We start from the raw sequence: 26144 nt of genomic DNA on the forward strand, positions 1-26144 counted from the left end.
TGCAACAGGCGACTCGTGTCGACAGTGCGCGTTGCCAGACGGTCGCCCGGCGGCAACGCGAACCAGCATCAGGCGAGGCACGAGGCCGCCGGCAGGCGCCTCGACAACGATAACGGAGTGTGGTTTATGACACAGCGAATTGCGTACGTAACGGGCGGCATGGGCGGCATCGGCACCAGCATCTGCCAGCGTCTGCACAAGGAAGGCTTCAGGGTGATCGCCGGCTGCGGCCCGAATTCGCCGCGCCGTGCGAAGTGGCTCGACGAGCAGAAGGTACTCGGCTACGACTTCGTCGCCTCCGAGGGTAACGTCGGTGACTGGCAATCGACCAAGGACGCATTCGACAAGGTCAAGGCCGAAGTCGGCGAGATCGACGTGCTGGTCAACAATGCCGGCATCACGCGCGACGTCGTGTTCCGCAAGATGACGCACGAAGACTGGACGGCGGTGATCGACACCAATCTGACCAGCCTGTTCAACGTCACCAAGCAGGTGATCGACGGCATGGTCGAGCGTGGCTTTGGCCGGGTGATCAACATTTCGTCGGTGAACGGCCAGAAGGGCCAGTTCGGCCAGACCAATTATTCGACCGCGAAGGCCGGCATTCATGGCTTTACGATGTCACTCGCGCAGGAAGTCGCGACCAAGGGCGTGACGGTCAACACCGTGTCGCCGGGCTACATCGGCACCGACATGGTCAAGGCGATCCGCCCGGACGTGCTGGAAAAAATCGTCGCGACGATTCCGGTGCGCCGCCTCGGTCAGCCGGGCGAAATCGGCTCGATCGTCGCGTGGCTTGCGTCGGAAGAATCGGGCTTCGCCACGGGCGCCGATTTTTCGCTGAACGGCGGCTTGCATATGGGCTGAGCCATCGGCGCGCCGGACCGGAAGGCGGCGCGCTTCGGCTCAGATGGTTTCGCCGGCGTCCCGGCTGCGCAATGGATCCCGTTGCACAGCCCGGACGCCGTTTCCGCGTTTGCTTAACTCGAGCTTAAAGGCGTTACATGACTACTACTACAAAGAAAACGGCCGAACGACTGATCAAGAAATATCCGAATCGTCGGCTCTACGACACCGAGACGAGTACCTACATCACGCTGACTGATGTGAAGCAACTCGTGCTCGATCAGGAAGATTTCAAGGTGATCGATGCCAAAAGCAACGAGGACCTGACGCGCTCGATCCTGCTGCAGATCATTCTTGAAGAAGAGAGCGGCGGCCTGCCGATGTTCTCGTCGTCGATGCTGTCGCAGATCATCCGGTTCTACGGTCATGCGATGCAGGGCATGATGGGCACGTATCTGGAAAAGAACATCCAGGCCTTCATCGACATTCAGGCGAAGCTTGCCGACCAGTCGAAGAATCTCTATGAAGGCAAGGCGATGAACCCCGAAGTCTGGTCGCAGTTCATGAACATGCAGGCGCCCATGATGCAGGGCATGATGACCAGCTACATCGAGCAATCGAAGAACATGTTCGTGCAGATGCAGGAGCAGATGCAGAATCAGGCGAAGACCATGTTCGCCACGTTCCCGTTTACGCCGGGCGGCGCGGTCAATGCGAACAATGCGAGCAATGCGCCGGCCACGCCGCAGGACAATCCGGAGACGGAGAAGAAGTGAAGGAGTGAATGGCGGCGAGGTCTGCTCCGGTCGACGAGGGCTTTGGGGTTGCCTGTGGACGCGAAGCCGACCTTCATTGCCGCAACGAGATCGCGCGCCTCGAGTACGGGCTGGGCCAGCGACCGGTCGTCGGCGTACCGTTGACATTCAGCCTCCGTCGCCGATCCTCCTGCATGGCTCGCGGGAGTGCGAAGCCGCCGACGCGCTACAATGGCGGCCCGCGCGTGGGGACGCTTTTCCGTCGGAACGGATTCCGGCTGCGGTTCAATGACCGTTGCGTCCACTGCCGGCACATCGCTGCTTGCGCCGTTACCGTTTTTCTTCCGCTGGACCCATCCCATGTTTCAGACCGTTTTCCTGATCGCGTCAGCGTCTTCCGTTGCGAAGGCCGCGCGGATCATTCTGCTCTGACCCGCCGTTCACCCACACCGCTCATGAGTCGGCTGTTTCTCGCCCCGATGGAAGGGCTTGCGGACTATGTGCTGCGCGACGTGCTGACGAGCGCGGGCGCTTTCGACGGCTGCGTGTCCGAGTTCATCCGCATCACAGGCTCGCTGCTGCCGACGCGCGTCTACGAGCGCGAGGCGCCCGAAATCCTGCACGCGAGCGTGACCGCCAGCGGCACGCCGATGGTGATCCAACTGCTCGGCAGCGATCCCGAGTGGATGGCACGCAATGCCGCGTACGCGGCCATGCTGTCGCCCTACGGTATCGACCTGAACTTCGGCTGTCCCGCCAAGGTCGTCAATCAGCACGGCGGCGGCGCGATGCTGCTCGCGAACCCGAAGTTGCTGAACCAGATCGTCTCGGCCGTGCGCGCCGCGGTGCCTGCCGATATCGCGGTGACGGCAAAAATGCGCCTCGGCGTGTCCGACACGTCGCGGGCGATCGAATGCGCGCAGGCGCTCGCGGACGGCGGCGCGGCCTCGCTCGTCGTGCATGCGCGCACGCGCGACGACCGCTATCGGCCGCCTGCGCACTGGGAGTGGATCGCGCGCATCGACGACGCCGTCGACGTGCCAGTCATCGCGAACGGCGAAGTCTGGACGGTGGCGGACTGGCAGCGTTGCCGCTCGGTCAGCGGCTGCGCGGACGTGATGATCGGGCGCGGCGCCGTGTCGGATCCGTTCCTCGCGCAGCGAATCCGCGGCCTCATCGACCCGTGTCCGTCTGCCGACGAATGGCAGCAGGTGCTGGGTTCGATCGTCGGCTACATGAACAAGCTGCGGGCGCATGGCACGCTGACCCATGAGCACGGCCGCGTCAAGAAGTGGCTCAGCTACCTGCAGCGGACCTGGCCGCAAGCCGCCGAACTGCATGCGGCGATCCGGCGAGTGCAGGACTCTGACGAAATTCTTACGGTAATCGGCCAGGCGCTGGCGGCCGGAGCCGCGTCGGCGCCGACGCGTCAGCACGTTTCCAGCGACGAAGAAAATAGCGAGCTGGATCAACCCGGTCCTGCCGAACCCATCCCCGTTTGAAGACTAGAATTCAAAGACTTACGAGCGGTGGCAGTGGCGAACCGCTACAATTCACGGTTTAACGTCTTCAAGCGGTTCCCCATGTCTTCCACCCCCTCGAACGCTCCGGCCGTACCGGGCGCCACGCCGAAAGTCGGCTTCGTCTCTCTCGGCTGTCCCAAGGCCCTCGTCGACTCCGAGCAGATCATCACCCAGCTGCGCGCCGAAGGCTACGAAATCTCCGGCACCTATGACGGCGCGGACCTCGTGGTCGTCAACACCTGCGGCTTCATCGACGAAGCCGTGCAGGAAAGCCTCGACGCGATCGGCGAAGCGCTCAATGAAAACGGCAAGGTGATCGTCACCGGTTGCCTCGGCGCGAAGAAGAGTGCGAGTGGCTCGGGGCTGATCGAGGAAGTGCATCCGAAGGTGCTCGCGGTGACCGGCCCGCACGCACTCGGCGAGGTGATGCAGGCGGTGCACAGCCATCTGCCGAAGCCGCACGATCCGTTCGTCGATCTGGTGCCCGCCGCGGGCGTCAAGCTCACGCCGCGCCACTACGCGTACCTGAAGATTTCCGAAGGCTGCAATCACCGCTGCACGTTCTGCATCATCCCGTCGATGCGCGGCGATCTGGTGTCGCGCCCGGTCGCGGAAGTGATGCTCGAAGCGGAGAACCTTTTCAAGTCCGGCGTGAAGGAACTGCTCGTGATCTCGCAGGACACGAGCGCATATGGCGTCGACGTCAAATACCGCACCGGTTTCTGGAACGGCAAGCCGATCAAGACGCGCATGACGGATCTGGTCGCCGCGCTCGGCGAACTTGCCGCGCAATACGGCGCGTGGGTGCGCCTGCATTACGTGTATCCGTATCCGAGCGTCGACGAAGTGATTCCGATGATGGCCGCGGGTCCGTACAAGGGCCACGTGCTGCCGTATCTCGACGTGCCGTTCCAGCACGCGCATCCCGAAGTGCTGAAGCGCATGAAGCGCCCGGCCAACGCCGAGAAGGTGATGGAGCGCGTCAAGGCCTGGCGCGAGATCTGCCCCGATCTGACGATTCGCAGCACGTTCATCGCCGGCTTTCCGGGCGAGACCGAAGAGCAGTTCGAGACGCTGCTCGACTTCATCCGCGAGGCGGAGCTCGATCGCGTCGGCTGTTTCGCGTATTCGCCAGTCGAAGGCGCGAGCGCGAATGAACTCGACGGCGCGCTGCCCGACGAAGTGCGTGAGGAACGTCGCGCGCGCTTCATGGAAGTGGCCGAACAGGTGTCGGCCAAGCGCATCGCGAGGAAGGTCGGCAAGACGCTGAAGGTGCTCGTCGACGAAATCAACGCGGACGGCGGCATCGGCCGCACCGCGGCGGATGCGCCGGAGATCGACGGCGTCGTCTATATCGCGCCGTCCGCCAAGGCGTCGAAGCGCTACAAGGTCGGCGATTTCGTGTCGGTGAAGATCACCGGCGCGGACGGCCACGATTTGTGGGGTGAGGTCTAGGCGATGACGCACAGCGCGGCCGCACGGCCTGAAGCTCAAACACCGGACATCCTCGCGCTCGGCGAGGCGATGATCGAATTCAACCAGTCGGCGAAGGACCAGCCGAACTATCTGCAAGGCTTCGGCGGCGACACGTCGAACTTCTGCATCGCGGCCGCGCGCCAGGGTGCGAGGACCGGTTTCGTGTCGGCAGTCGGCGCCGATCATTTCGGACGCCTGCTGGTCGATCTGTGGGAGCGCGAGCAGGTCGACACGTCGTTCGTGCGCGTCGATCCGCAGGCCTCGACCGGCGTCTACTTCGTGTCTCACGGCCCCAACGGCCACGCGTTCGACTATCTGCGCGCGGGCTCGGCGGCGAGCCGCTATGCACCCGCCGATCTGCCGCGCGACGCGCTCGCGGCGGCGAAGGTCGTCCATCTGTCCGGCATCAGTCTCGCGATCAGCGTGAGCGCCTGCGACGCCGCGCTCGAAGCGATCGCGCATGCGCGCGCGAACGGCGCGCGCGTGAGCTTCGACACCAATCTGCGTCTTAAGCTGTGGCCGCTCGCGCGGGCGCGCGCGGTGATGCTCGAGGCGATCCGCCAGACCGACATCTGCCTGCCGAGCTGGGACGACGTCACCGAACTGACGGGGCTGACCGGCCGTGACGAGATCGTCGATTTTCTGCTGTCGCACGGACCGGGCGTGGTCGCGCTGAAGCTCGGCAAGGACGGCTCGTATATCGCGACACCTAACGAGCGACGCGTCGTGCCGGGTCACGTCGTCGATGCGGTCGATGCAACCGGCGCCGGCGACTGTTTCGGCGGCGCATTCGTCGCGCGCATCGTCGCGGGCGATGATCCATTTGCCGCCGCGCGCTACGCGAACGTTGCCGCCGCGCTGTCCACGCAAGGTTATGGCGCGGTCGCGCCGATTCCGTCGCGCGAGACCGTCGAGCGGCTGCTGGCGGGGTAGATATCACGTAAGCTGCGCGGCGCAGCATGGCCCGCGCTGGCGCAATCATCCAGGCAGACTGGAGAGACAACAGGAGGGACAAGCGATGCAACGGGACGTAGTGGTGGTGAGCGGTGTGCGCACGGCAATCGGCACGTTCGGCGGCAGCCTGAAGGATTTCGCGCCGACCGACCTCGGCGCGCGTGTCGTGCGCGAAGTGCTCGAGCGCGCGAGCGTGTCGGGCGACGAAGTCGGCCACGTCGTGTTCGGCAACGTCGTGCACACCGAGCCGAAGGACATGTATCTCGCGCGCGTCGCGGCGATCAACGGCGGGGTCGCGCAGCATACGCCCGCGCTGACCGTCAACCGGCTGTGCGGCTCGGGCTTGCAGGCCATCGTTTCGGCCGCGCAGAGCGTGCTGCTCGGCGACGCCGACATTGCGATCGGCGGTGGCGCGGAAAACATGAGCCGCGCGCCGTACTCGATGCCGGCCGCGCGCTTCGGACAGCGCATGGGCGACGCGCGTCTCGTCGACATGATGGTCGGCGCGCTCAACGATCCTTTCCAGTCGATCCACATGGGCGTGACCGCCGAGAACGTCGCGCGCAAGTACGAGATCTCGCGCGACGCCCAGGACGCGCTCGCGCTCGAGTCGCACCGCCGCGCGGCCCACGCGATCACGAGCGGCTACTTCAAGGAACAGATTCTGCCGATCACGATTGCGTCGAAGAAGGGCGACGTCGTGTTCGACACGGACGAGCACGCGAGGCTGAACGCAACGGCGGACGACTTCGCGAAGTTGAAGCCGGTGTTCGCGAAGGAAAACGGCACGGTGACGGCGGGCAACGCCTCGGGCATCAACGACGCGGCCGCGGCCGTCGTACTGATGGAGCGTAGCGTCGCCGAGCGGCGCGGCGTGAAGCCGCTGGCGCGGCTCGTGTCGTACGCGCATGCGGGCGTCGATCCGGCGTACATGGGCATCGGGCCGGTGCCGGCGAGCCGCAAGGCGCTCGAGCGGGCGGGTCTGACGGTCGCCGATCTCGACGTGATCGAGGCCAACGAGGCATTCGCCGCGCAGGCCTGCGCGGTCAGCAAGGAACTCGGCTTCGATCCGGCCAAGGTCAATCCGAATGGCTCGGGCATTTCGCTCGGCCATCCGATCGGCGCGACCGGCGCGCTGATTACCGTCAAGGCGCTGTATGAGCTGCAGCGCATCGGCGGGCGTTATGCACTCGTCACGATGTGCATCGGCGGGGGGCAGGGCATCGCGGCGGTTTTCGAGCGTCTCTGATCGCGCACGGAAGCCCGGCGCGGCATAGGTAGCGAGCAGGAACCAGTAACAAGGATAGACAGGATGCAGGAAGCGAAAGTGACGAAGGGTTCGGCAACCCGCACGGCAACGCGCGCCTTGCGCCGGCGCGCCGGCGTGGTGGCGAGCGCTGCCGCACTGCTGTGCGCCGGCACGGTGCTGTGGCTGCCGTCGCAGGCGTGGGCGGAAAGCGATGCGGTCAAGGCACTGGCCGCGCCGCCGCCGATCCAGCTGCCGCTGAAACCGAGCCCCGAGTTCGCGAAGTTTCCGCGCTACGCGGGCACGCTCGGCGCGCGGCCGATCGTGCTGCGGCTCGGGCCCAAGACCGACGATCCATCTGGCGTGCACGGCGAGTATCAGTACACCGATAGCGGCGAGGTGATTCTGATCGCCGGCGATCGCGACGGCGATACGCTCGAAGTCGAGGAATCGAACGACGGCACGCATATCACCGGCAACTGGGTCGGCAAGTTCGCGGCGGACGGCTCGCTCGAAGGCGACCGCATGAACGTCGACGATTCGAACCCGCAGGAATTCAACCTGAAGCCGCTGGCGGCAGGGCAGGCGGTGCCGGTGGCCGGTTCGGCCGGCGGTGCGGCGGCGAGGCCTGCAGCCCCCTCACCGCAACCGGCCGCGGCCAACGGCGCAGCGGCGGCTCCCGCGCCGGCATCCGCTGCCGGCGGGCACCCAGTGGGCGGCGTCAGCAACCTGCAAACGGGCTACTGATGCGCACGCGCGCCGGGCATCCGGAATCGCGCAGTGCGGCCGTTGCTTCAGGTTCGCTTCACTATGTTTTTCACCGAGCTTCACATGACTGAATCCAAATTCAAACATGGCTTGCAGACCCGCATCGTGCGTGCCGAGGACCAGATCACGCCGGGCTTCGAATCGTTCTCGACGCCCGTCACGCGCGCGTCGACGGTGGTGTTTCCCGACCTCGCCGCGATGCGCGCGCTCGACTGGAAAAACGACGCGCAATGGCGCTACGGCCTGCATGCGACGCCGACGCAGATCGCGCTCGCTCAACGCCTCGCCGCGATCGAGGGCGGCAATCATGCGCTGCTGCAACCGTCGGGGTTGTCGTCGATCTCGAACGTCTACTTCGGCCTCGTGAAGACCGGCGACGACGTGCTGATTCCCGATAACGTGTACTCGCCGAACCGCGACCACGGCGACTGGCTCGCGCGCGATTTCGGTATCACGGCGCGCTACTACGATCCGCTGATCGGCGCGGGCATCGCCAGTCTGATCCAGCCGAACACGCGCCTGATCTGGATCGAGGCGCCCGGCTCGGTGACGATGGAAGTGCCCGACGTACCGGCCATCACGGCGGAGGCGCGCGCGCGCAAGGTCGTCACCGCGATCGACAACACGTGGTCCGCAGGCCTCGCGTTCCGGCCGTTCGACCACGGCGTCGACATCTCGGTGCAGGCGCTGACCAAATACCAGTCGGGCGGCGGCGACGTGCTGATGGGCGCGACGATCACGGTCGACCGCGACGTGCATGTGAAGCTGAAGGCGGCGCGCATGCGCATGGGCATCGGCGTGTCCTCGGACGACTGCTCACTGATCCTGCGCAGCCTGCCGAGCATGCAGTTGCGTTTCGCGCAGCACGATCGCGCGGCGCTGTCGCTCGCGACGTGGTTGAAGAGCCGGCGGGAAATCGTCGCGGTGTTGCATCCGGCGCTCGCCGACTGTCCGGGTCACGAAGTGTACAAGCGCGATTTCAGCGGCGCGGGCGGACTGTTCTCGGTGGTGTTCGACGAGCGGTACAGCGCGGCGCAGATCGACACGTTTTGCGAGTCACTCGAACTGTTTTCGCTCGGCTGGAGCTGGGGCGGCGCGCATAGCCTCGCGATGCCGTACGACATCGCGTCGATGCGCGCTGCGGCGCAGTGGCCGCATCGCGGCACGTTGGTGCGCTTCTATATCGGTCTGGAAGACGAGGCGGACCTGCGTGCGGATATCGAGCAGAGCCTGGCCAGGCTGGCTTAACACGCGTTAGCCCTGTTCGACACGTTGTTCGAGAAGCCCGCCGGGATCTCTTCCCAGCGGGCTTTTTTGTTGCCCTGAGTATCAGGCAGACCCGACCGTTCGGCCGAATGTTCGATGCCGCGGCGCGACGCTACGTTGTGCCGACGCGAGCGATAACGGATCCCTCAAGCGCCAGCCTCAAACCAACCGCAGCAAACCGTCCAGTCCAACGAAATTGAACGACACGCTGGCTGCTTCCCGCACCACCGGCTTCGCCCGGAATGCAACGGAGAGTCCGGCTTCGGCCATCATTTTCAGGTCGTTCGAGCCGTCGCCGATCGCAATTGCGCGCGACGGTTCGATGCCGAGCGTCGCGCAGGTTTCGCGCAGCATGCGCGCTTTCACCTCGGCATTGACGATCTCGCCCATCACATTGCCGGTCAGCTTGCCGTCGATGATCTCAAGCGTGTTCGCGCGCGTGAAATCGAGCCCAAGGCGCGTCTTCAGCTTCGCGGTGAAGAACGTGAAGCCGCCCGACACGAGCAGCGTTTTCAGGCCCGCCTGTTTCGCGCCGGCCAGCATGCGTTCGGCGCCCGGCGACAACCGCAGCCGCTCCTCGTACACGCGCTCGAGCGCGCTGGCGTCGAGCCCTTTCAGCAGCGCGACCCGACGAATCAGGCTCTCGTTGAAGTCCTTGATCTCGCCGCGCATCGCAGCCTCGGTGATCGCCGCGACTTCGGCTTTGAGCCCGCAGAAATCGGCGATTTCGTCGATGCACTCGATCGTGATCAGCGTCGAATCCATGTCCATTGCGACGAGGCCGAAGTCGCTCAACAGGCGGCCGGTTTCGACAAACGCGTAGTCAAGTTGATGCGCATAGCAATACGCTTCGACGTCGGCGCGTTGCGCGAGGTTCGCGTCGGCGATGCGGATCGCGTGCTCGTCGATGACGGCGGCGTGCGAGCCGCGTGCGAGCGCGACGAGCGTTTTGTGGTGGTCGGCGGAAAGGGGGGCGACGCTTTGAATCACGAGGTTCATGGACGACCGGTGGCGCGGAAAGAAAGAGGCGCGTGGCGCGCGGAAAATCCCGCTATTGTATCGGTTCTGTGCGTTGGCCCGTCGCAGGCGGCTGTGCCGGACTTGCCGTGCGCTCCGGCGGCGTGCGGTTCATACTGGCGCATCGAATCATGTGATGCAGTCGTCGCGTTGGCTCAAGCCGGCGTTCGGCGCATCGCCGTAACGGAACAGACCGAATGAATACGGTCACACGAACCCACCACCCCACACGGGCGCAACAAGACGCCCCACGGAGACAACGCATGACCCCGGCAACCGCCAGCGAGGCATCCTCCCTTGCCCGCGACTTCGATCTGCGTCATCTGAGCCCGGCGTTCTACGCCGATCCCTATCCGGTCTATCACGCACTGCGCAGCTATGAGCCAATCCGGCGCATGCCCGACGGCTCGCTGTTCCTGACGCGCTTTCGCGACGTGCAGGCGGTCTACCGCGACCCCAAGACCTTCAGCTCCGACAAGACCGTCGAGTTCCGCCCGAAATACGGCGACTCTCTCCTCTATGCGCATCACACCACGAGTCTCGTGTTCAACGATCCGCCGCGCCATACGCGTGTGCGCAAGCTGATCGCCGGCGCGCTGACCGCGCGCGCGATCGCGGCGATGGAGCCCGCGCTGATCAGGCTCGTCGACGGCCTGCTCGATGCGGCCGCGCAGCGCGGACGTATCGATCTGATCGACGAATTCGCGTCGGCGATTCCGGTCGAGGTCATCGGCAATCTGCTCGACGTGCCGCACGATGAACGCGCGCCGCTGCGCGACTGGTCGCTCGCGATACTGGGCGCGCTCGAGCCGTCGCTGACCGACGCGCAGTTCGAGCGCGGCATTCGCGCGGTCAGCGAATTCGTCGACCATCTGCGCGGCCTCGTCGCACGACGCCGCCGCGAGCCGGGCGATCCGCAGCACGACGTGCTGACGCGGTTGATCCAGGGAGAGGGGCCGGACGAGCACCTATCTGAAGCCGAACTGCTGCAGAACTGCATTTTCATCCTGAACGCCGGGCACGAAACGACCACCAACCTGATCGGCAACGGGCTCGTCACGCTGAGCGAGTGGCCTGACGAGCGTGCCGCGCTGCTGCGCGAGCCGGAGTTGATCGGCACCGCGGTCGAGGAGTGCTTGCGCTTCGAGAGTTCGAACCAGCTCGGCAATCGCATGGCCACCGTCGATACCGAGATCGGCGGCGTCGCGCTCGCGCGCGGCACACCGGTCACGCTGTGCATCGGCGCGGCCAATCGCGATCCCGAGCAGTTCGCCGAGCCGGACCGCTTCGATATCCGCCGCGACCCGAACCGGCATCTCGCGTTCGGGTTCGGGATTCATCAGTGCGTGGGTCTGTCGCTGGCGCGGCTGGAGGCGCGGATTGCGATCGGGCGCTTCGTGCAGCGCTTTCCGGCGTATCGCGTCGACGGTGAGCCGACGCGGGGCGGTCGCGTGCGGTTTCGCGGGTTTGCGTCGGTACCGGTCCTGCTCGAGCCTTGATGCGGGCGCCGCGTGGACCGCGCGCACCAGGAATGCCGTAGGTTTTGCCGCCTCGTCGCAAGACTTACAACCCCATGACAGCACGCCGCTGGTTCGACCCGCTCCTGCTTTGCGCGTGGCAGCAGTGTCGAGCGCGCCGAAATGCGGGCACGCTTGCTGCTTCGCGTGATATCTCAGGGCCATGGGACAGGGGAGCGCGCGATGGCACACATGATCTGGAAGGGCGCAATCAGTTTCGGGCTCGTCCACGTACCGGTGCAGCTTTATCCGGCGACGCAGTCGGAGAAGGTCGGCTTCAATCTGCTCGACAAGCGCACGATCGATCCGATCGGTTACAAGCAGTTCAACAAGCGTACCGGCAAGGACGTGACCCGCGACAACATCGTGCGCGGCTTCGAGTACGAGAAGGATCGCTACGTCGTCCTGTCGGACGACGAAATCCGCTCGGCGAACCCGGAGTCGACGCAGACGGTCGACATCCTCGCGTTCGTCGACGCCCCCGACATCTCGTTTCTCTATCTCGATACGCCGTATTTCCTGACGCCCGACCGCAAGGGTGAAAAGGTCTATGCGCTATTGCGCGAGGCGATGACGGCGTCGGGCAAGATCGGCGTCGCGAGTGTCGTGCTGCACAACAAGCAGCATCTGGCGGCGCTGATTCCGCTCGGTCCGATGCTCGCGCTGAACACACTGCGCTGGGCCGACGAGGTGCGCAATTTCGACGAATTCAACGTGCCGCCCGAAGGCATGAAGGCCGCCGGCGTGTCGGCGAAAGAACTCGACATGGCGAAAAAGCTGATCGACGACATGAGCGAGACGTGGGACCCGATGAAGTATCACGATACTTTTCGCGACGACATCATGGCGCTCGTCGAGCGCAAGATCAAGGCGGGCAAGACCGAGGAGGTCGTCGAGGTCGAAGCGCCGCACGAGTCGCGCAAGTCCGCCGACATTCTCGACCTGTCCGATCTGCTGCGCCGCAGTCTTGGCCGCGGCAAGGGCAAGCAGGCCGCCACAGGCCGCAAGCGCGCCGCCGACGGGGACGAGGATCAGAGCGATAGCGAGGCCGAGTCCGATGAAGAGGCGGCCGCGCCCGCGCGCAAAAAGCCGCGCGCGGCAAGCACGGCGCGCAGTCGCAGCGGTAGCGGCGGCAGCGGGCGCGCGACCTCGAAAACCACCGCAACGTCCCGCAAACGGCGCGCGGCGGCCTGAGCGCGCGGCCGAGCCGCCCAGCGCACCAAACGCACCGGAGTCATCGCCATGAACGACCGACTCGAGCACTATCATCGCAAGCGCCGCTTCGAGGATACGCCGGAGCCGGCCGGCGCGACGACCCGCAAGCGCGCCGCGAGCAAGACCGGCAAGCGCGCGACGCCTGCCGCGCCCGATACGCTCTCCTACGTGATCCAGGAGCACGACGCGCGGCGTCTGCACTACGACTTCCGGCTCGAACTGAACGGCGCGCTGCTGTCGTGGGCGGTTCCGAAGGGGCCGAGCCTCGACCCGTCGGTCAAGCGGCTCGCGGTGCACGTCGAGGATCATCCGGTCGAATACGGTACCTTCGAGGGCGAGATTCCGCCCGGCAACTACGGCGCGGGTACCGTGATCGTGTGGGATCGCGGCACGTGGGAGCCGGCGGGCGGCGCGGCCGAAGCCGCGCGGTCGTACGCGGCCGGCAAGCTCAAGTTTCATCTGCACGGCGAGAAGCTGCATGGCAGCTGGACGCTCGTACGGAGCCACATGCGCGGCAGCGGCGACAAGGAGCAATGGCTGCTGATCAAGGAGCGCGACGAAGAAGCGCGCGACGAAAGCGCCTACGACGTGCTGAAGAAGCTGCCGGGCAGCGTGCTGGCCGACGGAGCTTCGAAAGGCAAGAAAACAAAGCAATCGAAAGCGGAGACGAAAACCTCGCGCAACGGCAAGGCCACGAGCGCAGGCAAGCAGGCGAAATCCGCATCCTTGCGCCGCGCAGCCGATCCAAAACGCCCCGACATCGTCGCGACGCGCAGCGCGCAGTCGCTACGCGAACTCGCCGCATCGCCATCGATCGAAGGCGCGGTCAAAGCCGCCTTGCCCGCGAGCCTGAAGCCGGAGCTGGCGACGCTCGTCGACAGCGCGCCGCCAGGCGATGACTGGCTCTACGAAATCAAGTTCGACGGCTACCGCGTGCTCGCGCGCATCGACCATGCGTCGAAGGCGAAGGGCGGCGTCGTCAGCATTCTCACGCGCAATGGCAACGACTGGACCGCAAAGTTCAGCAAGCAGATCGAGGCGTTCGCGGGACTCGACGTGCAAAACGCGTGGCTCGACGGCGAAGCGGTCGTGCTCGATGAACGCGACGTGCCCAACTTCCAGTTGCTGCAAAACGCGTTCGACGCGCATCGCCCGCAGGACATCGTGATCTATCTGTTCGATCTGCCGTTTCTGAACGGCTACGACCTGCGCGACGTGCCGCTCGAACAGCGCCGCGCGATTTTGCGGGCACTGCTCGAAGGCGTCGATGATCGCGTGCTGCGCTTTTCGAACGACTTCGCGTTCAGCGCCGACGAGTTGCTCAAGAGCGCGTGCGACATGGCGCTCGAAGGCATCATCGGCAAGCGGCGCGACAGCAGCTATGTGTCGGGCCGCTCGCCGTCGTGGATCAAGCTGAAGTGCCGGCGCCGCCAGGAGTTCGTGATCGGCGGCTATTCGGAGCCGGGCGGCAGCCGCGCGGCGTTCGGCGCGCTGCTGCTCGGCGTCTACGACGCCGACGGCCGGCTGCAGTACGCGGGCCGCGTCGGCACGGGCTTCGACGCCGCGCTGCTGCGCTCGGTCAAACGGGCGCTCGACGCGCACGCGAGCAAGCGCATGCCGTTCGCGAGCACACCGCGCGAGCGCAGCCGCACGCCCGTGCATTGGGTCGAGCCGGTGCTCGTTGCCGAATGCAACTTCGCCGAATGGACGGGCGACGGCATCGTGCGCCAGGCGTCGTTCGTCAGCCTGCGCGACGACAAGCCGGCGCGCCAGATCGTCAGGGAAACCGTCCGACAAGGAGCCGACGTGCAACAGCAAACCGAAACCGCCACCACCGATACGCCACGAACAGACGCGCCGAAAAAGCGCGCAACCAGCAAGACCGCCAGTGCCGCCAGGCCCGCCGCCAAGCAAAGCGCGCCCGCCCGAACCACGGCAACACGCTCGCGCGCACAGAGCGAAATCGCCGGCGTGCGCATCTCGCATCCCGATCGCGTGATCGACAAAGACAGCGGCGCAAGCAAGCTCGAACTGGTGCAGTACTACGAATCAATCGCCGAATGGATGCTGCCGCATCTGCGCGAGCGGCCCGTCGCGCTGGTGCGCGCGCCCGAGGATATCGGCGGTGAGCTGTTCTTCCAGAAGCACAGCCAGAAGCTGTCGATTCCGCACGTCACGCAGCACGAGGGACTCGATCCGGGCCATCCTCCGCTGATCACGATCGACACGCTCGCCGCGCTGGTCGGCGCCGCGCAGATGGGCACCGTCGAATTTCATACGTGGAATGCGGTCGCGTCGAATATCGAAAAGCCCGATCGCATGGTGTTCGATCTCGACCCGGACCCGTCGCTCGGCTGGGAACGCATGGTCGAGGCCGCACAACTGACCCGCTCGCTGCTCGACGAACTGGGCCTGAAGTCGTTCTGCAAGACGAGCGGCGGCAAGGGCTTGCACGTGGTCGTGCCGCTCGCGAAGCAGGCCGGCTGGGACGAAGTGAAGGATTTCTCGCAGGCGGTCGCGCAGCACATGGCGACGACGCTGCCGCAGTACTTCAGCGCGAAGATGGGCGCGCAGAATCGCAAGAAAAAGATTTTCATCGACTATCTGCGCAACAACCGTGGCTCGAGCACGGTGGCCGCATTCTCGGCGCGCGCGCGGCCGGGGCTCGGGGTGTCGGTACCGCTCGCGTGGGACGAACTGGAGAGCACGACGAGCGGCGATCAATGGAGCATCCGCAACGTCCACGAGCGCGTGGACGGCCTCGGAAACGACCCGTGGGCCGACTACGCAAAGACGCCTCAGCGCATCACCGCGGCGATGAAAAAACGTCTGGGCGTCGGGTGATGAGCGCTCGTCCCGGGAGCGGAATCCAACCCGCGATTGCGCCGCGCGTACTTTGCGCGCGAACGCGCTTCGCGAAGGAGCGATGCAATGAAGACCCTGCCGCAATCGACCGATGGCGACCCGCAAGCCGACCCGCACGCGAACAAGGATCCGAAGTCGTTGCAGGAAGCCGCGGCGCCGCTGCCGCATGAAGCCGACCAGCATCCCGAGTCGCAGCACGAGGACGAGCCGCGCCATGTCGGCAAGCAGGCTCATGACGACATCGAGCATGGGCAGCAGGATACCGACCGCCGCGGCGGCGGCGAGTATCAGCAACGCACGCAGAACGACGCGCATGCCGATGTGAACTCGGACCGCAAGCAGGGCGGCGCAAAGGGCGGCAAGCGCTGACGCGGCGTAGCGGGCATCGCGCCGCCTACGCGCCCGCCAGGCCAACCGGCTCGCGATCCCAGTACGGCGGATCGCCGAAATGCGCAGTGACGAAGTCGATGAAGGCGAGCGTCTTCGGCGGCACGAACGCGCGGCTTGGGTACACGGCCCAGATCGCGACGTCGTCCGCGAGAGGATAGCTATCGAGCACGCTGACGAGTTTGCCGCTGCGCAGATGGGGCGCCACGTCCCACGTCGATTTCAGCGCGATGCCGAAGCCCGCGAGCAGCGCGTCGCGAATCACCTCGCCGTTGTCGGTGACGAGGCGGCCGCTCACGCGCACGTCGAGCGGACCGGCGGGCGTCACGAAGCGCCAGTCGCGCTGCTCCGACAGGATGATGCACTCGTGCCGCGCGAGATCCGACGGATGATGCGGCGTGCCGCGCGCGGCCAGATAGGCGGGGGCCGCGCACAGCACGCGGCGGTTGACCGCGAGCCGCCGCGCGACCAGCGACGAATCCTTCAGCACGCCGACGCGAATCGCGACATCGATTCCCGCGTCGACCAGATCGACCACCTGATCGGTCAGGCGCAGATCGACGCTGACACCCGGATAGCGGCGCAGAAACTCGCTGATCACCGGCGACACATGCTGACGCCCGAACGACGACGGCATCGACACGCGCAGCCGTCCCTGCGGTGCGGCCTGCGCGCGGCCGACCGATGCGCGCGCCGCGGCGGCCGCGTCGAGCAGCGCCTCGGCGCGCGTCATGAACACTTCACCGTCCTGGGTGAGGCTGATGCGGCGCGTGGTCCGATGCAACAAACGCGCGCCGAGGATCTTTTCGAGTTGTGCGATCCGTGCGCTTGCGACCGCCGCCGATAATCCGAACTCGCGCCCGGCCGCCGACACGTTGGCGAGCAGCGCGGCACGCACGAACAACGCGACGTCGAGCAGATCGAGCCGTTCGCGTTCGTTCGGCACGGACCGGACGGCCCGGCTTGAATCGTCCATTATTCTGAAAAACCAAAAAATGTTTCAGCGATTATGCCTGTTTTATCAGAATAAGAATCATCGTACGATACGAGTCATGCGTCACATCAACCGAACCCACAAGGAGCAGCCATGAAAGCCGTCGGACTCTACCGTTATCTGCCCATCGATCACGCCGAAGCGCTCGTCGACGTCGAGATCCCGAAACCCGAAGCGACCGGCCGCGATCTGCTGGTCAAGGTCGAAGCCATTTCCGTGAACCCGGTCGACACCAAGGTGCGCGCGCCGAAAGACACGCTCGAGAAGACGCCGCGCGTGCTCGGCTGGGATGCGGCAGGCACCGTCGTCGCGGCCGGGCCCGAGGTCACGCTGTTCAAGGTCGGCGATCCGGTGTTCTATGCGGGCAGCATTACGCGGCCGGGGGCCAACAGCGAGTTTCATCTGGTGGACGAACGGATCGTCGGGCACAAGCCGGCGTCGCTCGATTTCACGCACGCAGCCGCGCTGCCACTGACCGCGATCACTGCGTGGGAAGCATTGTTCGATCGCCTCGGCGTATCGCCTCAGGGCGCCGACGCAGGCCGGACGGTGCTGATTTTCGGCGGCGCGGGCGGGGTCGGCTCGATCGGCATCCAGCTCGCGAAGCAGCTCGGCAAGCTGCAGGTGATCGCGACCGCGTCGCGGCCCGAATCGGCGAAATGGGCCCGGGAGTTCGGCGCGGATCACGTCGTCGATCATTTCGGCGATGTGCCCGCGCAGATGAAGGAGATCGGCATCGAGCAGGTCGACTACGTACTGATCTTCAACGACACCGACCGTAATTTCCCGGCCGCCGCGCAACTGATCAAGCCGCAAGGCGGCGTCTGCACGATCGTCGAGAACAGCGCCGCCGTGCCCGTCGAATTGCTGAAGGCGAAGAGCGCCGCGTTTCACTGGGAGTTCATGTTCACCCGCTCGATGTTCGGCACGACCGACATGATCGAGCAGCACAAGCTGCTGACCGAGATCGCGCGGCTCGTCGATGCGGGCACGTTGCGCACGACGCTCGGCGAGGACCTCGGCCGCATCAACGCGAAGAATCTGCGTCGCGCGCATGGGTTGCTCGAAGCAGGACGCGCGATCGGCAAGCTGGTGCTGACCGGCTTCTGAGATGAAATCGACGCGCAGAAAGCGCGTCGCCGCAAGCGGGTTAACACCCGAGCCGACACGGCACGCGCGGCAGCGCGCTTGGCGTTAGACTGACGACGCAGCATGCCAAAACGGTTGCGTGTCTTGCGGCGAGGCAAGCCGGTATGAACCGGCCGGCCCTCGGCAGTGCGTGAACAGTGCACAGGCAGTCGCGTCGACGCGAGCGCGCAGCGGCACAACAAGGAGGTGACAGTATGAGCTTCAGCTTCAAACTCTCCGCCGTTTCCGTTGTCGCTTCTCTCGCCTGCGCGCTCGTGCCGGCTGCTCGCGCAGCCACGCCGATCACGGTGACCAACAAGGCCGCGCTCGACGGTCCGATCCGCTACACCGTTCGCGTCACGTCCAAACAGTTCGGCAATTCCCAGGAGACCCGCACGATCCGCTCGGGCGAATCGGACGACTTCACGTGGAAGACCGTGCCGCCCGGCGGTCCGGTGCCCGGCTCGGACGCATGCCCGGACTATGCGTCGCTGCCGGTCGACGAGAATGGCGCAATGATCCGCCAGACGCAGATCCGCTTCGCGCCGGTGGTGTCGAGCGACGGCACCGCGGCCGTACAGCTGAGCTTCCAGGCGCAGACGCCGCATGGCGTGAAAACCGTGACGAGCGGCGGCAAGACGCTCAAGTGTCCGAACGATGTGCGCGTGAGTCAGATCGTGCGTTTCACGATGCCGGTCAACGGCACGACGAAAACGCTGACGCTGACCGACGGCACGGAGATCGCCGTCACCGCGAAGCGGTGAAGGTTCGAGCGCGCGCTAGCGCGTCATCCTTGTACGTCATCCTTTGCGTGCCTCACGCTCGACGAGCCGCGTCGGCAAGAACTGATGCTCGGCCGAAAAGAGCCGCCGGTACGTGAGCAGCACCGCGCCCACGGTCCCCAGCGCTGACGCCGCCGCGATCAGAAACATGATGACGATCTGATAGCGCACCGCCTGCAATGGCGACTGCCCGGCCAGCACCTGACCGGTCATCATGCCCGGCAAACTGACGACGCCGACCACCGCCATCTGGTTCAACGTCGGCATCATGCCCGCGCGCACCGCCTGGCGCGCCGGCGCCTGAGCGGCCTCCCAGCGAGTCGCGCCGAGCGCGAGCGCCATGTCGACGCGGTCGCGCCGCGCGGTCAGCTCCTCGGTCATCCGCTCGATGCCGAGCGATACACCGGTCAGCGTGTTGCCGAGGATCATGCCGAGAATCGGAATCGCATATTGCGGCGCGTACCACGGATGGATGCGGATCACGACGAACAGTCCCACTGCGGCTACGAGCCACGAGCTGAGCCAGATCGACAGCACGCTGTCGGCGCGTTGTCCGGCATAGGTGTGGCTGCCGCGCTGCGCGCCGGCGAAACCGGCGATCAGCGTCATCACGATCATCAGCGGCAGCACCACGTACCAGCGAGCGAAACTGAACACCCAGCCGAGCACATAGCCGATCGCGAGCAACTGGACCACGGTGCGCACCGCCGCCCATGCGAGCTTGCGCTCGAGATCGAGCTTCAGCGCGACGGACACCGCGCCATTCACGACGATCAGCAGCGTCGCGATCGCGACGTCCCACAAGCTCAGATTCTGCAGGCTCATTGGCGGGGCTCCCGACGCTGGTCCGCGGGAGCGCGTTGGTCAGCATCGCGCCGCACGGGAGTGTGTTCGGCCAGTACGCCGGCGCGCATCGTCAGATGCCGTTCGCTCATGCGTGTTGCCTGCTCGAGATCATGCGACACCCACATCGATGCGTGAGCGCCCGGCGCGGCACCGAACCACGCCTGCACGAGCGCTTCGATCGCGCGCGACGACGCCGGGTCGAGCGATGCGGTCGGCTCGTCGAGCAACAGCACTTCGGGCGCGAGTTGCAGCACGCGGATCAGCGCGGCGATCTGCGCTTCGCCACCCGATAGTTCGCTTGCGCGTTTGCCGAGAAAGTCCTCGCCGCGGCCGGCCTGCATCGCGAGCCGGGCCGCGCGCGCGCGATCGAAGCGCGCGTCGCGATATGCCCGCAGCTCAAACGGATAGCGCAGATTGTCTTCGACGCTGCCGTCGATCAGCGCGGGCCGCTGCCGGATATACGCGATTGCGCGCCGGTAGCGCGGAATCCGCGCACGCTCGAGCGGCGCGCCATGCCACAGGATGCGCCCCGCATCGACCGGATCGAGCAGCGCGAGCGCGCGCAGAAACACGCTCTTGCCGGAGCCGGACGGTCCGGTAATCGCGACGCGCTCGCCGGCGCGCAGGGCGAAGGTGGTCGGCTGCAACAGCGTCAGGCCGCGCTGCGCATCGCGCCGCACGATGCCGTCGGCGAGGACGAAGGGAACATCGGTCATGGTTGGAACGTCGTGGGGAGGGTGTGCCGGTGGGACTGTCGACAAAGCGTGCGCCATGATAAAACGACGAGGCGCAACAGCGCACGACCGACGCGGCGATTCACGCTCGCGCCCCAGGCACGATAACTGCTGCACCGTGCACAACGCAGAACAACACGCGGAGCTTTTCAATGGCAGTGTCGAGCGGCACCGGACGACGGGTCGGAAAAATCCTTGCATGGCTGCTTGCGGCGCTCGTGATCCTGATCTTCGCGCTCGTCATCTTCATCCTGACCTTCGACTGGAACCGCGCGCGGCCTTACATCGACGACAAAGTCAGCCAGGCGATCGGCCGGCCGTTCGCAATCAACGGCGACCTGAAGGTGGGCTGGCGTCATGCGGTCGGCGAAACCGGCTGGCGCGGCTGGGTGCCCTGGCCGCGCTTTTCGGCGGCCAACATTGCGATCGGCAATCCCGACTGGACCAAACAGCTGCAGTTCGCGACGCTCGACGAAATCGACTTCGAGGTCGAGGTGCTGCCGCTGCTCGCGCACGACATCGTGATTCCGGCGATCAACCTCGTGAATCCGTCGGTCGATCTGGAACGTCTTGTCGACGGGCGCAATAACTGGACCTTCAAGCTGCCGTCGTCGAGCGGACCCACCGAGTGGAAGCTCGATCTGCACGACATCGCGTTCGCGAAGGGCAACATCGCGCTGTCGGATCAGCAGAAGAAGGTCGAGGTGCAGATGGTCGTCGATACGCTCGGGCAGCCGATCCCGATCGGCGACGCGCTGAAGCAGCAGGAAGCGGCCTCGCGCAGCGCGTCGGCTCAGGCAGTCGGCCGCGCGGGCGCGCGCCAACTCGCCGCCCAGGCCGAGGCACAGGCGGCCTCGGAGGCGAAGGCGGCTTCCGCTGCGGCGGCTTATGAAGCGGCAGCGCAGGCATCGGGCGCATCGGGCGCGTCCGCAACGTCGGGCGTGGGCGTGAGTTCCGGCGTGCTCGCGACGAGCGGCGCCGCCGCCCCAGCCGAAACCACCAGCGGGAGCGCCAGCCCGGCCGCGGCTGTCTCGGGGGCGAGCGGCACCGCACCTGGCGCCAGGCCCGCGACGCCGCTTTATGCGATCGGCTGGACCGTCAAGGGCACCTACAACCGCACGCCGGTGTCGGGCAGCGGCAAGCTCGGCGGCGTGCTCGCGCTGCAAGACGCGAACCGGCCGTTCCCAGTGCAAGCCGATGTCAAAGCCGGCGATCTGCATATCGCCTTCGTCGGCACGGTCACCGATCCGGCGCATCTCGCGGCGCTCGATCTGCGTCTCTGGCTGCAGGGCAACAGCATGGCGCGCCTGTATTCGTTGACCGGCGTGACCTTGCCCGAGACCCCGCCGTACGCGACCGAGGGCCATCTGATCGGTCAGTTCAAGGCGAGCGGCAACGTGTTCACGTATGAAAACTTTACAGGCCGGGTCGGCGGCAGCGATCTGAACGGTTCGTTGACCTATACCGGGCGCGAGCCACGTCCCCTGCTGCAGGGCGAAATCGAGTCGCATCTGTTGCAGTTCTCGGATCTCGCGCCGGTGATCGGCGCCGATTCGAACGCGAGCAAGGCGAGGCGCGGCGACGCCGCCGCGCAGCCGAGCAACCGCGCACTGCCGGTCGAGGAGTTCCGCACCGACCGCTGGAAGGCGATCGACGCCGACGTCAAGTTCACCGGCCGGCGCATCATCAAGAACTCGAACCTGCCGATCACGGATCTGTACACGCACGTCGTGATGACCGACGGCGTGCTGTCGCTCGTGCCGCTGAAGTTCGGCGTCGCGGGCGGCTCGCTCGCGTCGGACATTCATCTCGATGGCAGCGCGGCGCCGCTGAAGGGCCGCTTCGCGATGTCGGCGCGGCATATCAAGCTGAAGCAATTGTTCCCGAGCTTCAAGACTATGCAGAACGCGCTCGGCGAGATCAACGGCGATGCGTCGCTGTCCGCGACCGGTAATTCGCCGGCGGCGCTCGCGGCGACTTCGAACGGCGAGTTGAAGGCGCTCGTGACCGACGGCACCGTGAGCCGTCTGCTGATGGAGGCGGCCGGGCTCAACGTCGCGAACGTCGTCTATGAAAAGCTGTTCGGCACGCGCGACGTGAAGATCAACTGCGCGGCCACCGACTTCGTCGCGACCGACGGCGTGCTCGAAGCGCGCGTGTTCGCGCTCGATACCGACGACGCGGTGATCAACATCGACGGTCACATCAATCTGCGCGACGAAACGATGGACCTGGGCGTGCATCCGCATACGAAGGGCTTCCGGGTTTTTTCGCTGCGTTCGCCGCTGTACGTGAAGGGCACCTTCAAGGATCCGCACGTCGGCGTCAATGCGGCCGCGCTCGCGTTGCGCGGCGGCGCGGTGGTCGGGCTCGGGCTGATCAATCCGTTCGCGGCGCTGATCCCGCTGCTTGCGCCGAGCAACAACAAGCCGCTGCCGTGCGCGCAATTGCTCGCGCAAGTGCGGCAGATGCCAAAGGCGCCGCCGCCGGGCGTCAAGCAACAGCCGAAGGCGCCGATGTCACTCGAGGGAGCGCCGGTCAACAAGTCTTCGGGCGGCGCGTCGTCGCCAGCCACGGTGGATCGTAAGCGAGCGACGCCGTCGCCGGCGAGCGCGGCTGAATACAAGGGCAGCTGATGTTGTCGGGTTGGCCTTTGGACTGGGTGAGCTGGAGCCTCGGCGGTGGCCTGTGCCTGATCTTTCTGCGGCTGATCAGCGTGCCGCCCGCACGCGAGCGCGTCGATGAAAGTAGCACCGCTCTGACGAAGACGCCAGCGACGCGTGACGACATCAGCTGTCGAAACTGCGGATGAATGACGACTGAGAGACCCCGTCAGCAGCCCTGAACTTCAGGGCATCTGATCGGCCTATCTGAGCGAGCGCGGTGTGGCATCGCCCGACGCATCCTGGCGACGCACGCCGCGGCGAGTACCGATTCGTGTCGCGCCGAACTCCGTCAGAATCTTGCCGCGCGCACGGCTCGCGAACACGAGGAAGCCGAAGCCGTCGGCCTCGTACCAGTAGCCGCCGTTCTCGAGACCATCGAGCGGCTGCTCCAGCGCGTTGGTAATGGATTCGATGCAGCGCCGCCGCAATTCGGCTGGTGCGGGGTAGGGCGGCTGTGCGCCGCGCACACTGCATAGAAGCACGTCGAGTCCGGGCAGCACGTGTGCATAGAGCACCGGTTCGTCCTGCGCGCGAGCCCGCGCAATCTTGGTGTCGAGTTGACCGAACGGCTTGAAATGCCGCAGAACCGCGAGGAACGACTCGTCGCCGTCCACCTTCGCGCGTCTACGCTTTTTCGGGAAGGACATAAAAATTCGCCTGAAAAAGAATTGCAAGAATCGCTGCGTCTTCATGCGACCACTCCCGGCTTTCGCGCGCCGCACGTCGATCTTTTATAGCATACGACAAGGCCGGATTCACGATGATTCGACGCTACCGCATCGCCCCACCGCCTCCCGCACGAATCATGCCGAACCGCCTCGCCGCGCGCATTCGCATCCCAGCACACCTTGTCTCCATCATAGACGCAGGCGGCGCGGAAAAAACATCCCATCCCAATAAAAAAGTCATTTTTGTGTGGTCGAGCGCTTGCTGGCGCGTCGTTGAAATATCTCCGATTCACGTCGATAATGGCCCGTCCAGCCGCGCTGGCGCCCGCCTTGCAGGGCGCGACGGGTGCGCGCGAGCCCAGCCGTTCGAGTGACAGCCTGAACCACAGCCTGAACGCCCTGACGGAACCATGAAACTATTCACCAAAGGTCTGCTGCTGATCGCGATACCGAGCGTGGTCGAACTCGCGCTGCTCGGGGTCGTCTTCGATACCCAGCAGCGGACCGCGCAGGCCGCGCGATGGGTCGACAACAGCAAGCAGATCCTCTACGAGTCGTCGGCCATCGTCGATCCGCTGCTGCGTCAGGCCGCGCGCGTGCGCACGGCGATGGTGACGGGCAGCGCCTCGCTGATCGACCGCCATGCGGTGTGGGTCGACCTGAATGACCGGCTCGCGAAGCTCGATGTGCTCGTCGCCGAAACGCCGGCCCAGGCCGAGCGCGTACGCAGCATGCGGCGCGCGATCGACGCGTATCGCGAACAGAGTGTCGCGATCTCGCAGGCGTTGCACGAGGGGCGCAGTCTACGCCCCTATATCGCGCTCGAAACCGGCGAGTTGCCGGAGCAGATCGCCGTGTTCCGCGACGAGTTGGCCCAGTTCGGCGCGGCGGCGTCGGAGCTCGACGTCGAGCGCTCGAGCGCGCTCGGCGAGCGGCGCGAGCTTCAGCAGCGCGCGCTGATCGCCGCGGTGTTCGGCTCGATGTTGATCTGGGCGGTCACCGCCTTCGTGTTCGCGCGCGGCATCGGCCAACGCCTCGAAGTGCTGACCGATAACGCCGAGCGGCTCGGCAGCGGCCGGCCGCTCGCGGCGCCGTTGTCGGGCAGCGACGAAATCGCCGCGCTCGACACGGTGTTGCATCAGACCGATGCGCGTCTGCGCGAGGCGGAAGCCGGGCAGGAGGCGCTGAAGACGGAGCTCGAAGCACGCGCGCGCGAACTGGCGGCCGTCAATGAGGAATTGCGCCTGGAAACGCAGGACAACGAGATGTTCATCTACAGCGTGTCGCACGATCTGCGCTCGCCGCTCGTCAATCTGCAGGGGTTTTCGAAAGAGCTGCACGTATCGTGCGACGAACTCGACGTGCTCGTCGGACAGGCTCGTCTGCCGGAGAACGAAGCACGACGCATGACGCAGATCCTCGATGGCGACGTGCGCGAGTCGTTGCACTATTTGCGCACCGCGGTCGCGCGCGCGGCGGCGATCATCGACGCGCTGTTGCGCATCTCGCGCGCGGGACGGCTCGAATACCAGTGGCAGCGGGTCAGCGTCGGGCGCGCGGTGGCGCGAGTCGTCGATGGGCTGCAAGGCACGATCGACCGGCGCGCCGCGAGCGTCACGGTGCGCGAGCTGCCGCCCGCATGGGGCGATCCGGCGGCGGTCGAGCAGATCTTCGGCAACCTGATCGGCAATGCGCTGACTTTCCTCGATCCGGCGCGCCGCGGGCGCATCGAGGTCGGCGCGCTCGCGCCCGAACCCGTCGACGAAAGCGAGCCGCGCGTGGTCCGTATGCGCACCTATTACGTCCGCGATAATGGGCTCGGTATTCCGGCCGTGTATGTGTCGAAGGTGTTTCGGGCGTTCCAGCGTCTGCACGGGGACGTCGCAAGCGGCGAGGGGATCGGCCTCGCGGTGGTGCGGCGCGCGGTCGAGCGGCACGGCGGGCGCGTCTGGGTCGAATCGGCCGAAGGCGCCGGATCGACCTTTTTCGTGGTGCTGCCCGAGCAGCCGGGGCGCCTCTGAGCGCCGCGCATGCCGGCGCGGGCACTGCCGCTGCCATCCTCCCGGCGGCATGGATGACGAATCGTTGGCACGGAGAGCCTATGAATTACGCGCAAGCGGTCAGCATCGTTCTGATCGAAGACGACGACGGCCACGCGACGCTCGTCGAGCGGAATCTGGCGAATTTCGTCGTGCTGCTCGATCTGAAGATGCCGCGCGTCGACGGCTTCGAGGTGTTGCGACGTCTGAAGGAAGCCCCCGAGACCGCCGCCGTGCCCATGATCGTGCTGACCACGACCGAGGAACCGCGCGAAATCGCGCGCTGCTACGAACTCGGTTGCAACGTCTATATCTGCAAGCCGGTCGAATACGATGCATTCACCGAGGCCGTGCGCCTCTCGGCTTTTTCCTGCAAGTGGTCAAACTGCCTCCGGGGCATCGGCTCGCGCCGCCCTGAAGCTGTCCGAAAGCCGTTCATGACAAGATGAGCA

The 26144-nt window shown here is 65.8% G+C and carries 21 protein-coding genes and 1 pseudogene; 17 read left to right on the forward strand and 5 right to left on the reverse strand.

Features of this window, described 5'->3' with window-relative positions; genetic code table 11:
• The first annotated feature begins 126 nt into the window (after nucleotides 1–126).
• From HDG39_RS04030 to HDG39_RS04065, 8 genes are all read left to right on the forward strand, one after another.
• Nucleotides 127–867, forward strand: a complete 741-nt coding sequence (locus tag HDG39_RS04030; RefSeq protein ID WP_184003457.1) for a 3-ketoacyl-ACP reductase — start codon at nucleotides 127–129, stop codon at nucleotides 865–867.
• Nucleotides 868–1004: 137 nt separating this feature from the next.
• Nucleotides 1005–1622 carry a polyhydroxyalkanoate synthesis repressor PhaR gene (gene phaR, locus HDG39_RS04035; protein ID WP_018418115.1) on the forward strand — a complete coding sequence of 206 codons (618 nt, stop codon included), beginning with the start codon at nucleotides 1005–1007 and terminating at the stop codon, nucleotides 1620–1622.
• A 434-nt stretch (nucleotides 1623–2056) separates the two neighbouring features.
• Nucleotides 2057–3103, forward strand: a complete 1047-nt coding sequence (locus HDG39_RS04040) for a tRNA dihydrouridine synthase (protein WP_184003459.1) — start codon at nucleotides 2057–2059, stop codon at nucleotides 3101–3103.
• Nucleotides 3104–3184: 81 nt separating this feature from the next.
• Entirely contained in the window at nucleotides 3185–4579 is a 1395-nt protein-coding gene (gene rimO / locus HDG39_RS04045; protein ID WP_184003461.1) for a 30S ribosomal protein S12 methylthiotransferase RimO, read from the forward strand.
• A 3-nt stretch (nucleotides 4580–4582) separates the two neighbouring features.
• Nucleotides 4583–5533, forward strand: a complete 951-nt coding sequence (locus tag HDG39_RS04050) for a sugar kinase (protein WP_184003463.1) — start codon at nucleotides 4583–4585, stop codon at nucleotides 5531–5533.
• A gap of 85 nt (nucleotides 5534–5618) precedes the next feature.
• Nucleotides 5619–6803, forward strand: coding sequence for a beta-ketothiolase BktB (gene bktB, locus HDG39_RS04055; protein ID WP_184003465.1), 1185 nt, complete (start codon nucleotides 5619–5621; stop codon nucleotides 6801–6803).
• Nucleotides 6804–6866: 63 nt separating this feature from the next.
• On the forward strand, nucleotides 6867–7547 hold the full coding sequence (locus tag HDG39_RS04060; protein WP_184003467.1) for a hypothetical protein: 681 nt from the start codon (nucleotides 6867–6869) through the stop codon (nucleotides 7545–7547).
• A gap of 84 nt (nucleotides 7548–7631) precedes the next feature.
• Entirely contained in the window at nucleotides 7632–8816 is a 1185-nt protein-coding gene (locus HDG39_RS04065) for a cystathionine beta-lyase (protein WP_184003469.1), read from the forward strand.
• Nucleotides 8817–8993: 177 nt separating this feature from the next.
• Here HDG39_RS04065 and serB read toward each other — a convergent pair whose 3' ends face one another.
• The gene (serB, locus tag HDG39_RS04070) at nucleotides 8994–9833 is read right to left on the reverse strand and encodes a phosphoserine phosphatase SerB (RefSeq protein ID WP_184003471.1); all 840 of its coding nucleotides are present in this window, start codon (nucleotides 9831–9833) and stop codon (nucleotides 8994–8996) included.
• 281 nt (nucleotides 9834–10114) lie between these two features.
• Here serB and HDG39_RS04075 point away from each other — a divergent pair, with 281 nt between their 5' ends.
• From HDG39_RS04075 to HDG39_RS04090, 4 genes are all read left to right on the forward strand, one after another.
• The gene (locus HDG39_RS04075; RefSeq protein WP_184003473.1) at nucleotides 10115–11350 is read left to right on the forward strand and encodes a cytochrome P450; all 1236 of its coding nucleotides are present in this window, start codon (nucleotides 10115–10117) and stop codon (nucleotides 11348–11350) included.
• 201 nt (nucleotides 11351–11551) lie between these two features.
• Nucleotides 11552–12562, forward strand: a complete 1011-nt coding sequence (ku, locus tag HDG39_RS04080) for a non-homologous end joining protein Ku (RefSeq protein WP_184003475.1) — start codon at nucleotides 11552–11554, stop codon at nucleotides 12560–12562.
• A 48-nt stretch (nucleotides 12563–12610) separates the two neighbouring features.
• Nucleotides 12611–15427 carry a DNA ligase D gene (gene ligD / locus HDG39_RS04085; RefSeq protein WP_184003477.1) on the forward strand — a complete coding sequence of 939 codons (2817 nt, stop codon included), beginning with the start codon at nucleotides 12611–12613 and terminating at the stop codon, nucleotides 15425–15427.
• An 87-nt stretch (nucleotides 15428–15514) separates the two neighbouring features.
• On the forward strand, nucleotides 15515–15817 hold the full coding sequence (locus tag HDG39_RS04090) for a hypothetical protein (protein WP_018418104.1): 303 nt from the start codon (nucleotides 15515–15517) through the stop codon (nucleotides 15815–15817).
• Nucleotides 15818–15842: 25 nt separating this feature from the next.
• Here HDG39_RS04090 and HDG39_RS04095 read toward each other — a convergent pair whose 3' ends face one another.
• Nucleotides 15843–16811: a LysR family transcriptional regulator gene (locus tag HDG39_RS04095; RefSeq protein ID WP_184003479.1), complete on the reverse strand. Its 969-nt coding sequence runs from the start codon at nucleotides 16809–16811 to the stop codon at nucleotides 15843–15845.
• A 111-nt stretch (nucleotides 16812–16922) separates the two neighbouring features.
• Here HDG39_RS04095 and HDG39_RS04100 point away from each other — a divergent pair, with 111 nt between their 5' ends.
• Together HDG39_RS04100 and HDG39_RS04105 are read left to right on the forward strand one after the other, a co-directional pair.
• A complete protein-coding gene (locus HDG39_RS04100; RefSeq protein ID WP_184003481.1) occupies nucleotides 16923–17939 on the forward strand; it encodes a zinc-binding alcohol dehydrogenase family protein in 1017 nt (338 codons plus the stop codon).
• A 233-nt stretch (nucleotides 17940–18172) separates the two neighbouring features.
• Nucleotides 18173–18721, forward strand: coding sequence for a DUF6013 family protein (locus HDG39_RS04105; RefSeq protein ID WP_184003483.1), 549 nt, complete (start codon nucleotides 18173–18175; stop codon nucleotides 18719–18721).
• Nucleotides 18722–18757: 36 nt separating this feature from the next.
• Here the strand turns inward: HDG39_RS04105 and HDG39_RS04110 are convergent, their stop codons facing one another.
• Nucleotides 18758–19564, reverse strand: a complete 807-nt coding sequence (locus HDG39_RS04110; protein WP_184003485.1) for an ABC transporter permease — start codon at nucleotides 19562–19564, stop codon at nucleotides 18758–18760.
• Complete coding sequence (locus HDG39_RS04115) at nucleotides 19561–20301, reverse strand: ABC transporter ATP-binding protein (RefSeq protein ID WP_184003486.1); 741 nt, start codon at nucleotides 20299–20301, stop codon at nucleotides 19561–19563. Before HDG39_RS04115 ends, HDG39_RS04110 begins: the two co-directional genes overlap by 4 nt.
• Nucleotides 20302–20471: 170 nt before the next feature.
• On the opposite strand from HDG39_RS04115, the gene HDG39_RS04120 reads away from it, so the two are divergent.
• Nucleotides 20472–22955 carry an AsmA family protein gene (locus HDG39_RS04120; RefSeq protein ID WP_184003488.1) on the forward strand — a complete coding sequence of 828 codons (2484 nt, stop codon included), beginning with the start codon at nucleotides 20472–20474 and terminating at the stop codon, nucleotides 22953–22955.
• A 230-nt stretch (nucleotides 22956–23185) separates the two neighbouring features.
• On the opposite strand, the gene HDG39_RS04125 is transcribed toward HDG39_RS04120, so the two are convergent.
• Complete coding sequence (locus HDG39_RS04125; protein WP_018418096.1) at nucleotides 23186–23677, reverse strand: hypothetical protein; 492 nt, start codon at nucleotides 23675–23677, stop codon at nucleotides 23186–23188.
• Nucleotides 23678–24063: 386 nt separating this feature from the next.
• Between HDG39_RS04125 and HDG39_RS04130 the strand changes: the two genes are divergently transcribed.
• Both HDG39_RS04130 and HDG39_RS04135 read left to right on the forward strand, forming a co-directional pair.
• The gene (locus HDG39_RS04130; protein ID WP_184003490.1) at nucleotides 24064–25674 is read left to right on the forward strand and encodes a sensor histidine kinase; all 1611 of its coding nucleotides are present in this window, start codon (nucleotides 24064–24066) and stop codon (nucleotides 25672–25674) included.
• Between the two features lie 80 nt (nucleotides 25675–25754).
• A pseudogene (locus tag HDG39_RS04135) lies at nucleotides 25755–26110 on the forward strand (response regulator).
• The last annotated feature ends 34 nt before the right edge of the window (nucleotides 26111–26144 follow it).

Source organism: Paraburkholderia lebeckiae, from assembly GCF_014201005.1.
Lineage (GTDB): Bacteria > Pseudomonadota > Gammaproteobacteria > Burkholderiales > Burkholderiaceae > Paraburkholderia > Paraburkholderia tuberum.

What these genes read in the sequence shown, in the direction of transcription:
- HDG39_RS04030 (WP_184003457.1), top strand. Translation starts at nt 127, where the DNA reads ATGACACAGCGAATTGCGTACGTAACGGGCGGCATGGGCGGCATCGGC.
- phaR (WP_018418115.1), top strand. Translation starts at nt 1,005, where the DNA reads ATGACTACTACTACAAAGAAAACGGCCGAACGACTGATCAAGAAATAT.
- HDG39_RS04040 (WP_184003459.1), top strand. Translation starts at nt 2,057, where the DNA reads ATGAGTCGGCTGTTTCTCGCCCCGATGGAAGGGCTTGCGGACTATGTG.
- rimO (WP_184003461.1), top strand. Translation starts at nt 3,185, where the DNA reads ATGTCTTCCACCCCCTCGAACGCTCCGGCCGTACCGGGCGCCACGCCG.
- HDG39_RS04050 (WP_184003463.1), top strand. Translation starts at nt 4,583, where the DNA reads ATGACGCACAGCGCGGCCGCACGGCCTGAAGCTCAAACACCGGACATC.
- bktB (WP_184003465.1), top strand. Translation starts at nt 5,619, where the DNA reads ATGCAACGGGACGTAGTGGTGGTGAGCGGTGTGCGCACGGCAATCGGC.
- HDG39_RS04060 (WP_184003467.1), top strand. Translation starts at nt 6,867, where the DNA reads ATGCAGGAAGCGAAAGTGACGAAGGGTTCGGCAACCCGCACGGCAACG.
- HDG39_RS04065 (WP_184003469.1), top strand. Translation starts at nt 7,632, where the DNA reads ATGACTGAATCCAAATTCAAACATGGCTTGCAGACCCGCATCGTGCGT.
- serB (WP_184003471.1), bottom strand. Translation starts at nt 9,833, where the DNA reads ATGAACCTCGTGATTCAAAGCGTCGCCCCCCTTTCCGCCGACCACCAC.
- HDG39_RS04075 (WP_184003473.1), top strand. Translation starts at nt 10,115, where the DNA reads ATGACCCCGGCAACCGCCAGCGAGGCATCCTCCCTTGCCCGCGACTTC.
- ku (WP_184003475.1), top strand. Translation starts at nt 11,552, where the DNA reads ATGGCACACATGATCTGGAAGGGCGCAATCAGTTTCGGGCTCGTCCAC.
- ligD (WP_184003477.1), top strand. Translation starts at nt 12,611, where the DNA reads ATGAACGACCGACTCGAGCACTATCATCGCAAGCGCCGCTTCGAGGAT.
- HDG39_RS04090 (WP_018418104.1), top strand. Translation starts at nt 15,515, where the DNA reads ATGAAGACCCTGCCGCAATCGACCGATGGCGACCCGCAAGCCGACCCG.
- HDG39_RS04095 (WP_184003479.1), bottom strand. Translation starts at nt 16,811, where the DNA reads ATGGACGATTCAAGCCGGGCCGTCCGGTCCGTGCCGAACGAACGCGAA.
- HDG39_RS04100 (WP_184003481.1), top strand. Translation starts at nt 16,923, where the DNA reads ATGAAAGCCGTCGGACTCTACCGTTATCTGCCCATCGATCACGCCGAA.
- HDG39_RS04105 (WP_184003483.1), top strand. Translation starts at nt 18,173, where the DNA reads ATGAGCTTCAGCTTCAAACTCTCCGCCGTTTCCGTTGTCGCTTCTCTC.
- HDG39_RS04110 (WP_184003485.1), bottom strand. Translation starts at nt 19,564, where the DNA reads ATGAGCCTGCAGAATCTGAGCTTGTGGGACGTCGCGATCGCGACGCTG.
- HDG39_RS04115 (WP_184003486.1), bottom strand. Translation starts at nt 20,301, where the DNA reads ATGACCGATGTTCCCTTCGTCCTCGCCGACGGCATCGTGCGGCGCGAT.
- HDG39_RS04120 (WP_184003488.1), top strand. Translation starts at nt 20,472, where the DNA reads ATGGCAGTGTCGAGCGGCACCGGACGACGGGTCGGAAAAATCCTTGCA.
- HDG39_RS04125 (WP_018418096.1), bottom strand. Translation starts at nt 23,677, where the DNA reads ATGAAGACGCAGCGATTCTTGCAATTCTTTTTCAGGCGAATTTTTATG.
- HDG39_RS04130 (WP_184003490.1), top strand. Translation starts at nt 24,064, where the DNA reads ATGAAACTATTCACCAAAGGTCTGCTGCTGATCGCGATACCGAGCGTG.